The organism is Pseudomonas cuatrocienegasensis (assembly GCF_900110925.1).
Classification (GTDB): Bacteria; Pseudomonadota; Gammaproteobacteria; order Pseudomonadales; family Pseudomonadaceae; genus Aquipseudomonas; species Aquipseudomonas cuatrocienegasensis.
Genome location: NZ_FOFP01000002.1, coordinates 280,361 through 291,020, shown reverse-complemented (window position 1 = coordinate 291,020; position 10,660 = coordinate 280,361). Strand labels below are relative to the sequence as shown.

The 10,660-nt window shown below is 65.3% G+C and carries 7 protein-coding genes; 3 read left to right on the top strand and 4 right to left on the bottom strand.

Annotated features, from left to right (window positions below):
- Positions 1-49 precede the first annotated feature (49 nt).
- Positions 50-940 (top strand): NAD(P)-dependent oxidoreductase, encoded by an 891-nt coding sequence (locus tag BMW49_RS04195; RefSeq protein WP_069516037.1) that lies wholly within the window; start codon positions 50-52, stop codon positions 938-940.
- The gene (locus BMW49_RS04190) at positions 937-1,737 is read left to right on the top strand and encodes a hydroxypyruvate isomerase family protein (RefSeq protein ID WP_069516036.1); all 801 of its coding nucleotides are present in this window, start codon (positions 937-939) and stop codon (positions 1,735-1,737) included. Before BMW49_RS04195 ends, BMW49_RS04190 begins: the two co-directional genes overlap by 4 nt.
- Positions 1,738-1,905: 168 nt before the next feature.
- Here the strand turns inward: BMW49_RS04190 and mdoH are convergent, their stop codons facing one another.
- From mdoH to BMW49_RS04175, 3 genes are all read right to left on the bottom strand, one after another.
- Positions 1,906-4,482 carry a glucans biosynthesis glucosyltransferase MdoH gene (gene mdoH, locus BMW49_RS04185; RefSeq protein ID WP_069516035.1) on the bottom strand — a complete coding sequence of 859 codons (2,577 nt, stop codon included), beginning with the start codon at positions 4,480-4,482 and terminating at the stop codon, positions 1,906-1,908.
- Positions 4,479-6,059 carry a glucan biosynthesis protein G gene (locus BMW49_RS04180; protein WP_069516034.1) on the bottom strand — a complete coding sequence of 527 codons (1,581 nt, stop codon included), beginning with the start codon at positions 6,057-6,059 and terminating at the stop codon, positions 4,479-4,481. The genes mdoH and BMW49_RS04180 overlap by 4 nt, the downstream gene beginning before the upstream one ends.
- A gap of 125 nt (positions 6,060-6,184) precedes the next feature.
- A complete protein-coding gene (locus BMW49_RS04175) occupies positions 6,185-7,453 on the bottom strand; it encodes an acyltransferase family protein (RefSeq protein ID WP_069516033.1) in 1,269 nt (422 codons plus the stop codon).
- 233 nt (positions 7,454-7,686) lie between these two features.
- On the opposite strand from BMW49_RS04175, the gene BMW49_RS04170 reads away from it, so the two are divergent.
- On the top strand, positions 7,687-9,039 hold the full coding sequence (locus tag BMW49_RS04170; protein ID WP_069516032.1) for a spinster family MFS transporter: 1,353 nt from the start codon (positions 7,687-7,689) through the stop codon (positions 9,037-9,039).
- A 171-nt stretch (positions 9,040-9,210) separates the two neighbouring features.
- Here the strand turns inward: BMW49_RS04170 and BMW49_RS04165 are convergent, their stop codons facing one another.
- Positions 9,211-10,422: a PrpF domain-containing protein gene (locus BMW49_RS04165; RefSeq protein WP_069516031.1), complete on the bottom strand. Its 1,212-nt coding sequence runs from the start codon at positions 10,420-10,422 to the stop codon at positions 9,211-9,213.
- Between the last annotated feature and the right edge of the window lie 238 nt (positions 10,423-10,660).

The window sequence follows — 10,660 nt, the reverse complement described above, 5'->3', positions numbered from 1 at the left end:
CGCGCCTACATGCCCTGCCTATTTTTACCCCTTGATCGGGAGTTGCCTGATGTCTGCCTCGATGCCTCGCCTTGCCTTTGCCGGGATCGGCCTGATGGGCTTGCCCATGAGCCGCCGGCTGATCGCTGCCGGTTACCCGCTGACGGTGTGGAACCGCAACCCGGACAAATGCCAGCCGCTGCAGGCCCTCGGCGCCGAGCGTGTCCAGAGCCCTGCCGAACTCTGTGTCCAGGCTCAGGTGGTAATGCTGTGCCTGGCCGATACCGCGGCAGTGCGTGAAGTGGTGTTTGGCGCCGGCGGCATTGTCGAGGGGGCGCTGCCGGGGCAGGTGTTGGTGGATTTCTCCAGTCTTGACCCAGCCGCCACCCGCAGCATGGCCGCCGAGCTGCTGGCGCGCACGGGCATGCGCTGGGTCGATGCGCCGGTGTCGGGCGGCACGCCGGGCGCCGAGGCGGGCACGTTGGCGATTATGGCCGGTGGCCGCGAGGCGGATGTCGAGCAGGTGCGGCCGATTCTCGCGCACCTGGGCCAGCGCCTGACGCGCATGGGCGAGGTGGGTGCCGGCCAGGTTACCAAGGTGTGTAACCAGATGATCGTCGCCTGCAACGCCCTGGTGATTGCTGAGGTGGTGGCCCTGGCAGAACGCGCAGGAGTCGATGCGCGGCTGATCGCGCCGGCGCTGGCCGGTGGCTTTGCCGATTCCAAACCGCTGCAGATCCTCGCGCCGCAGATGGCCGAGAGCACCTTCGAGCCGATCAAATGGCATGTGCGCACGCTGCTCAAAGACCTCGATACGGCGGTGAAATTGTCCCATGAACAAGGCAGCGCCACGCCGATGAGCGGCCTGGCTGCGCAACTGCTGCGCCTGCACGGCAGCCAGGGCAACCTGGGCCGTGACCCTGCCACCCTGATTGAAATGCTGCGTGAGGAGCAACCATGAAGATTGCCGCCAACCTGTCCATGCTGTTTGTCGAACGACCACTGCGCGAGCGCGTGCAGGCCGCCTGTGCCGCCGGCTTTGCCGGGGTGGAAATCCAGTTTCCCTACGAGGTACCGGCCATCGTACTCAAGGAGGCGCTGGACGCCGCCGGCTTGCCGCTGGTGCTGATCAATCTGCCGGCGGCGGACCTGACCGATGGCGGCCCTGGTCTGGCCGCCGTGCCCGCGCGCCAGGCAGCATTCGATAAAGCGCTGGAGCAGGCCCTGAGCTATGCCGCGATGGTGCGCCCGCTTGCCGTCAACGTATTGCCGGGGCGCCTGGCTGAGGGCGTCGAGCGGGCCCAGGCGCTGGCGACCTTGACCGCCAATCTGCGCCGCGCCGCCGAAGCGTTTGCCGTGCTGGGTATCGGGGTGCTGGTGGAGGCGATCAATCCGTTGTATATGCCGGGCTTTTTGATCAACACGCCGGATGACCTGGCCGCCTTGCTCGATGCGGTCGATCACCCGAACTGCCGGGCGCAGTTCGACCTTTATCACATGGCGCGCCAAGGTATTGATCTGCCGGCCGGGATCGCCCGTCTGGCCGGGCGTATTGGTCATGTGCAATTTGCCGATTGCCCAGGCCGGGGCATGCCGGGCAGTGGCAAGCTGGACTTCGCCACCGCCATCGCCGCCCTGCGCAGCAGCGGTTACCAGGGTTGGCTAAGCGCCGAATACCGCCCCGGCGATGCGACCACCCAGGACACCTTGGCGTGGTTGCCCGAGTGGCGGCAGCGGGGGTGGATCGAAGCGCGTTAGCAGGGGAGTGGGCGTGGCACCGAGCGCGCGGGTCAATGATCCGAGACCGATGCCGGTGCGCGCGGCGCACCCTACTGGACGCATCTCACGCCGCACACCGTAGGGTGCGCCGTGCGCACCAACCAAGAATCCGCCACCTCGGGGCCACAAGCGAAATGGCCGCAGCCCTCAAGCCTGCACCATGGGTGCCACGACCGGACTAGGCAGGAACGGCGGATTGACCGGGCGTGGCCCAGGTACATAGCCGTGGCGCCACAGTGGGTGTTGGGCGCCGGCCAGCCACAGTTGCCGGTGCAGGCGGCTGAGTAGCACGGGGTCGTCGAGGATCTGGCGCTTCTGTGCGTCATCGAGTTTTTTCGGGCCCAGGCGCAGTGCGTCGTCGAGCAGCCGTGCGCGTGCCTGTTCCAGCAGCGCCGATTGCCCGTGGCGGGCGGTAGCCAGGGCGCAGGCCAGGGCGTTGCGCCGTGGGTGCAGCACCGCTTCGATAAAACCGTCCTCCAGCGCGTGGCTGCGGTTATGGCGGGTGTAGGCGTAGGTATTGAGCAGCTCCAGGGGCGGGTCCGATTCCTCGGGAATCAGGAACAGGCTGGCCTGGCGGCTTTTCAGGCCCAGGCTCAGGCGGCTGGAGAACACCGACACCGGGATCACCAGCATCAGCGAGCCGACAATTGGCAGCAGCCACCACAGGAAGGTCGGGTCGAGCCAGGCCACCAGCAGCGTCCAGCCCAGGCCAATCGCGCTCTGCCAGCCGTGGCGGCGCACGGCATCGCCCCAGGTGGTCAGGCCGTTGTCGCGTTGTGGCGAGTTCCAGCTCACCGACCAGCCGAGAAAGGCCGCGCAAACGAACTGAGTGTGAAACAGCATGCGCACCGGCGCCAGCAGCACCGAGAAGAGCATCTCCAGCAGCATGCTCAGGTTGACCTTGAGCGCGCCGCCGAAGTCGCGGGCGCCCTTGAGCCAGATCAGCAGCACGCTGAGCAGCTTGGGCAGAAACAGCAGGGTCAGGGTGGTGGAGAACAGGGCAATGGCGCGCTCAGGGTTCCAGCGCGGCCAGACCGGGAACAACTGCCCCGGCACCAGAAAATACTGCGGCTCCATCAACGTGTGAATCGCCAGCAGCGCGGTAGACAGCACCAGAAACAGAAACCACAGCGGCGCCGACAGGTAGGACATCACCCCGGTGAGGAACACCGCGCGGTGTACCGGGTGCATGCCTTTGACCAGAAACAGGCGGAAGTTCATCAGGTTGCCGTGGCACCAGCGGCGGTCGCGCTGCAACTCGTCAATCAGGTTGGGCGGCAGTTCTTCGTAGCTGCCCGGCAGGTCGTAGGCGATCCACACGCCCCAGCCGGCGCGGCGCATCAGCGAGGCTTCGACGAAATCGTGGGAGAGAATCGCCCCGGCGAACGCGCCCTTGCCCGGCAGTGGCGCCAGGGCGCAGTGATCGATAAAGGGCTGCATGCGAATGATCGCGTTGTGGCCCCAGTAGTGCGACTCGCCGAGTTGCCAGAAATGCAGCCCGGCGGTGAACAGCGGGCCGTAGGCGCGGGTGGCGAACTGCTGCAGGCGCGCGTACAGGGTGTTCATCCCGGCGGCCACCGGTGCGGTCTGGATGATCCCGGCCTGGGGGTTCTGCTCCATCAGGCGCACCAGGCTGGTCAGGCTTTCGCCGCTCATCACGCTGTCGGCATCGAGCACCACCATATAGCGGTAGTCGCTGCCCCAGCGCCGGCAGAAGTCGTCGATATTGCCGCTCTTGCGTTTCACCCGGCGCCGACGGCGGCGGTAGAAGATGCGCCCGAAACCTTCGGTTTCTTCGCACAGCTCCAGCCAGGCCTGCTGCTCGGCCACGGCAATGTCGGTGTCGCCGGTGTCGCTGAGGACGAAGAAGTCGAACTGCGCCAGCTCGCCGCTGGCCGCCACCGACTCGTAGGTGGCGCGCAGGCCGGCGAACACCCGCGGCACATCCTCGTTGCAGATCGGCATGATGATCGCCGTGCGTGCGTTAGTCGGGATGGGTTGCTTGCCGGCGCTGCGCCCGGAAATGCCATAGCGGTCGTAACCGCGGCGCAGCTCCCAGAAGCCCATCAGCGCCGTCCAGAAACCGGCCGAGACCCAGCAGAAGAGAATCGAGAACAGCAGCAGAATGCTGCCCTGTACGACATAGGGCAAAAGCTGCACCAGGCTCTGCTGCCAGCCCTGCTGGGTGAGCTCCTGCAGGTTGATCAGGTTCCAGCCCTGGTAGGGCAGGATGCTGTTCATGTACCAGGTGGCCATGCCGGTTTGCCCGAGCATCAACGCCAGGAGGATCATCCGCCGCAGCGAACCGACCTGTCGCCAGCGTGCGGCCGGCAACTCCCGCCGCGGCGCCTGTGGCGGGTTGCGCTGGCCGCGCAGGCGGCGCCAGGCGCGCACCAGGATGTTGGTGCGCCAGGGTTCGGGGATCACCGCGGTGCGGCGCAGCGGCGGGGTGGCCTGCAGCTTGATCCGCCCCGCCGCGTCGCAGCCGAGCAGGCCGCTGCTGCGCAGGGCGGCGCCAGCATCCAGGCTCAGGCGTGCGCTGGCCGAGGCCGCCACCGCGGCGTCGGCGCTGCTATCGTCAGCGGCCTGCAGCCCGGCCAGGCGCCGGTGCAACTCGTCCAGGTCATGGGCGTCGGCCAGCTCTGCCCGCTGCGCGGCGGGCAGGTCGAGGCTGTCGAGGTACTGCTCGACCTGCGACGCACTGGCAGGTGTCGAGGTGCTCATGGTGCGCTCTCCGCGTGCGGCGGGATCTGGTAGCTCCAGGTCTCGCTGATCGGCGCGTCGTCACGGGTCAGGGCAGCGCGCAGCTCGACCGGCTGGGCCGGGTCCTTGACCTTCAGGCGCAGGGTCAGGCGCCAGCCGTTGGTGGCCGGGTTATGGCGCAGTTGCGTGTCGAGCAGCTCGGCGTTGTCGTTGGCGCTGACCTGGCTGGCCAGCGCTGTGTCGGCTGGCAGGTCGGCCAAGGCCGGGCCTTCGAAGTCGATGGACAAGGCGACGCTGTCATCGAGCTGGCGGATCAGGTTGGCCTGCTTGTCTTCCCCGGCGCTGCGCAGGGTCTGCGCCACCCAGGCGTTGGCCGGGTCGTGCAGGGCCGGCTCGTCGAGGGTCCAGTGCATGCGGTAGGCAAGCTCCAGGGGCTGGCCTTTTTCCGGCAGGGTCTCCGGCGTCCAGAACGCCACGATGTTGTCGTTGGTTTCGTCCGGGGTGGGGATTTCCACCAGCTCGACATGGCCCTTGCCCCAGTCGCCCTTGGGCTCGATCCAGGCGCTTGGGCGCAGCTCGTAGCGGTCGTCGAGGTCTTCATAGCGGGCGAACTCGCGGCCGCGCTGGAGCAGGCCGAAGCCTTTCGGGTTGGTCACCTGGTAGGTGCTCACCGCGAGGTTTTTCGGGTTGTTTAGCGGGCGCCACAACCACTCGTCATCGCCGGTATGGATGGCCAGGCCGTTGGAGTCATGCAGCGACGGGCGGAAGCTGGCGACGTTCGGCGGCTGGCGCGGATCGAAGAGGAACATGCTGGTCAGGGCGGCGACGCCGACCTTGCTTACCGCCTCGCGGAAGTAAACCTTGGACTGCACATCGACCACTGCGTCCTCACCCGGGCGCAGAATAAACCGGTAGGCGCCGGTGGCCCGTGGCGAGTCGAGCAGGGCGAAGATCACCAGATGACGGTCTTCGGGTTTCGGCCGCTCGATCCAGAACTCGCGGAAATAGGGAAACTCCTCGCCGCTGGGCAGCGCGGTATCCAGGGCCAGGCCGCGGGCCGAGAGGCCATACACCTGATCCTTGCCGATTACCCGGAAGTAGCTGGCGCCGAGCACGCTCATGATCTCGTCCTGCTTGTCCTTCTGGTTGATCGGGTACATCACCCGAAAACCGGCGTAGCCGAGATTCTGCGTGGCTTCCTTATCAAATTTTAGGTCGCCGAAGTCGAAGCGCTGCGGGTCGTATTTGATCTCTTTGACGGTGCTCGCAGTGACTTCGTTGATCTTCACCGGCGTGTTGAAGTGCATGCCCTGGTGATAGAAGCTCAATTGGAAAGGGGTATCGCGCTCGCGCCACTCGAATTTCTCCGGGCGCGGTTGGATTTTCTGGTAGTCGGCGAACTGCATCTCGCTGAATTCGCGCGGCAAGTTGCTGGTGGGGGCGACATAGGCCTGGTCGGCGAGGTCTTTGGCCTGGGTGGCCACATCGTCAAGCGAGAACGCGTTGGCGTACCCAGCAGCCATAAGCGAAGCGGCTAGGCTCAGGCCTAGCAGGCCTTGTCGCAGACGGTTGTGCACAGAGGTGTCGAACGGGTTCAAGGCCTCGAATCTCCTAAAAACAGTCAGAAAAGTCCGGCAGGTTGGCTGCCGGCATCAGTTTTCCGACCGCCCGCGGCACAAATGATTCCTGCGGCAATAGGCCGCGCAGACGGTCTGTGCCGGGCTTATGCCGCCGAAGGTTGCTTGCGCTGCACGGGTAAGCGGCGCAGCAGCCAGGTGCGCATCGGCACTACAGCATTGCGCTGGGCCCATAGGCAGAGGGCGACGGTCAGCAGCAAAAACAGCGGGTAGAGCCAGGGTGAGAGGCTGTACTCGCCGGCCTGAGCAATGCAGGCCGACCAGCCGCTGTCGCAGCCGCTCCATAGGCTGGCGAGGAGTTTTTCGCCGCGCGAGAACAGGGTAAAGGCCGGCACATGCAGGATGAATAGTGGCAATGAGGCGGTACCCAGGCGCTTGGCCCATTTTTCCAGCCCCGCCCGTGGAGGCTCGCCGACCTGTGCGCAGGCGTAGATCAGCGCCAGCTGTGCCGGCAGCAGCAGGCCGTTGTGCAGCAGGAAGTACCAGAACTGCGCGCCCTTGACCAACCAGGCCGCGGCCAGAAAACAGGCCAGGGCAAAGACACCGAGCAGCAGCGGTTGGCCCATAATCGGTTGCGCGGCGCTGTCGCGCTGCTGGCGAAACAGGCCGTAGAGCACGATGCCGGCGAGAAACTCCGGCAAACGCAGCAGCGGCATACGGTGCAGCATGCCGGTAAAGGGCATGCCGTAGGCCTGGTTGGCGATCATCCACAACGGCGGCAGCAGGTACAGCAGCATCAGCAGGCCGAGCCAGCGCAGCGGATGGCGGATCTGCACCAGGCGCGGCGCGACGAACGGGAAGCACAGGTAAAAGAAAAACAGCGTGGAGACCGACCACAGCGGCGGGTTGAACGTCAGGTAGTAGGGGTTCCAGGCGTGCAGCATAAGCAGTTGCAGCAGGGCGTTGAACGCCAGCTCGGCATTGCTCATCCAGTGCTCCAGTAGCTCGCGTGAGGCCCTTCCGTCGACTTCGTTGGTGTCGTAGACCACAAAGCGCAGGCTCGCTTTGGTGTCGTCCGGCGGGATACCCAGGTAGCTGATCAGACCAATGACCGTGACCGTCAATGCCAGGGAAAACAGGTGCAGCGGGTAGAGGTTGGCGAAGCGCCGGCTCCAGAAACTCAGCGCCGGTTCACGCAGTTGCCCGCGCCAACAGTAAACATGCGCCAGCAAGAAACCCGACAACACGAAGAAGCTGCTGGTGGCGAAGAAGCCCACGCCGGCTAGGTCCTGCAACCAGCTGTCCTGGCCCTCAATGCGGTAGTTGTGCAGCGTATGAAACACCACGATGTACAGCCCGAGGGCGAAGCGCAGCCATTCCAGACCGATGAAATGTTCCTTGTGTGTCGCGGCCACCGGCCTTCTCCCGTCATCTCTGGCAGCCTGGTGAAGGATCGTCCTGATGGCTGCTCGAATGCGTTCGACCGCAGCTCCGCCGGTTTGATCGGCAGATGCGCCGCGGAGTGTGCATCGGTTGCCATAACCTGGGCGAATAGTCGCAGACAGAACCAGCGCAAGGCCCTAGATTGACGGCCGGGAGCAGGGTTCGTCGCGCTCCCTAACGGTCATAACAACAAGAGAACCGCCCCATGCAGCAAAACCAGCAAGCGGCAAATGCCTGGCGTGTCCTGTTTCTGCTTTTTCTCGCCAACCTGTTCAACTTCTTCGACCGCACCATTCCGGCGATCATCATCGAGCCGATCCGTATGGAATGGAGCCTGAGCGACTTTCAGCTGGGCATGATCGGCACCGCCTTTACCCTGGTCTATGCGATTGCCGGGTTGCCGTTGGGGCGCATGGCCGACACCGGTTCGCGGCGCAAGATAATGGGCTGGGGCCTGGCGGCCTGGAGCGGGTTGACGGCGGTCAATGGACTGGCCTGGAATTTCTGGAGTTTCCTGCTGATTCGCATGGGCGTGGGCATTGGCGAGGCCAGCTACGCGCCGGCGGCCAACTCGCTGATTGGCGACCTGTTCCCACCGCACAAGCGCGCCCGGGCCATGGGCATCTTTATGCTCGGCCTGCCGCTGGGCCTGTTGCTGGCGTTCTTCACCATCGGCGCCATGGTCACGGCGTTCGACAGCTGGCGCGCGCCCTTCTTTATTGCTGCTGTGCCGGGGCTGATCCTCGCGCTGTTTATGTTCTTTATTCGCGAGCCTAAGCGCGGCGCCGCCGAGGCGGTAGCCGTGTCCACTGCAGCGGTCGAAAAACCGTTGCGCAAGGTCCTGGCGATTCGCACCTTCTGGTGGCTGGTGCTGGCGGGCCTGGCATTCAACTTCGCCACCTACGCGTGTAACTCCTTTATGGTGCCGATGCTGCAGCGTTACTTCCTGCTGCCGCTGGAGCAGGCAGCGGTGGCCACCGGGGTGATCGTCGGCCTTACCGGCCTGGTTGGTCTGACCCTGGGCGGCTGGTTGGCCGACCGTATTCAACAGCGCTGGGCCCGTGGCCGCCTGCTGTTTGCCGCCCTGAGCATGCTGGTGGCCAGTGTCGCCACCGGCTACGCGCTGATGGCCGGTCGTATCGAGATTGGCGTGTTCGTCGCGGTGTTCAGCATTGGCTGGCTGTTCGCCTACAACTTCTACACCTGCGTCTACACGGCGATTCAGGACGTGATCGAGCCGCGCCTGCGGGCCACGGCCATGGCGCTGTTCTTTGCCGGCCTGTACCTGCTTGGCGGTGGCCTTGGCCCATTGGCAGTCGGCCTGCTCTCGGACCACTACGCCCAGGCGGCGATGCTCGCGGCTGGCGCCAGTGAAATGAGCGAGGCGTTCAAGGCCGTTGGCCTGCACGACGCCATGTACCTGATCCCGGTGGCCCTGGTCCTGACCATGCTGGCGCTGATCCAGGCCTCGCGCAGCTTTGTCGCCGATGCCGCGCGCATGCATGCCGGGATGGACGCAGACGCGGCCGATATGGCGCTGTCGCCTGTCGCCAAGTAAGGCCGTGAACGGGGCGATGAAATCTCGGTTTGTGGGAGGGGCTTTAGCCGCGAGCTTTTTGGCGCTATCGCCAACGCTTCGAGGCTGAAGCGGAGCGCTGCCCGGCCCCTCCTGAATAACGCAATAAGCGATTCGTGTTGCGGTACGGGACGTCCCCCCGCTGGCCGGCACTCAGGTGTCGGTTAGCGCCGCGATCAACGCTGGAGAGGCGCGGTACAGCGGCATATGCCCGCGCAGCAGTACCTGCGCGGTTCGCCGATAGGCCGCGCTGCGGATCTGCAGCGTGCCCTGGTGCTCACGCGCCACCACCGTGGTTGCGAGGAGGCCGGCAGGGTTCTCGAGGGCCACCTCGATATCGGCAAATTCGCCTGAGGGCGCCTTGAGCCCTTCGGCCACCTGCCAGGCCACCGAGCCGGGAATCAACGCAGCTGCCGCCAGGCAACAACCGCCCGACACCGCCATCGAGGGGTGCACGGCCTGCGGCGTGAAGTAGCGCACCGAGAGGTTGCCGCCCGCATGGGGCGGCCCGACGATGCACGCCTTGGGCTGGGTTTCGCTGCGCGCCAGCTCATCTGCCGTCATCAACTCACCGTCACCACGGCGCAGGCCCATGCGCAGGCCGGCCTGCACCCAGAGGTGGCGCAGGTTGGCCATAAACGCCTGATCGTTTTGCAGTTCGGCGAGCGGTTCAGCGGCGGTCTTGCCGAAGTCGCTGGCCCGCGCGATAACCATCGGCACCGCGACATCTACACAGGACAGGGCGTAGCCGTCGATGTGCTCGATCACCTGGCCGGTCGGCAGCAACTGCCCGGTCTTGGCGCCCACCGGCTCGTGCAGGAACAGATCGACAGCGGGAAACTCCCCCGCGACCCCGGGAATCGACGCCGTAAGCAAGGCCTCATCGCTGCCCCGGCCGATACGCCCGGTGCTGATCACCCCAGTGTTGGTATTGCGAATAACGACAGTACGAGTCGCCCCCCGGGCAACCGTGACCAGTCCGACATCCAGCGCCCACAGTGGCAGGGCACTGGACAGGTTGCCGCAATTGACGCTCCAGTCGATGGCCGCGTGGTCACTGGCTAGCTGTGCCAGGGTGCTGGTCAAACGCTCGCCGTCCACATGCCTGTGCCAGTCGACGAAAAACACCTTGTTGCTGATCGGCGTGCCACGGCCCAGGCCGGTGATTTGCCGATTGCCCGGCTGCGAGCCCGCCAAAGGCACACCCATCAGATGGCGCAATAGCTCCTCACGCAGGTGCGCCTCGCGCGGCGCAAACGGCTCCCAGAGCACCAGGCCGGTGGAGGTACCGCCGCGCACGTGATGCACAGGGAATTCGAGCACGCCATCGCGCAGGCGAGGGCGGAAATCGGCAGGCGGAAACATCGGCGTCTCCTTGGTGAGGAGGTGGAGTCAGGCGCAGCACCTGTAGGAGCGAATTTATTCGCGATTGGATCGCGAATATCGCGATCAGCTCGAAAGCATCGCGAATAAATTCGCTCCTACAAAGAAATCGCATGTAGCCCAGCCTTGTAGCCTGGGTCGAGCGCAGCGACACCCGGGGCATTTCTGCCTGGTATCGCTGGGGGCTTCGGGGGTTAACCAAGGCCACCGTAGGAGCGGC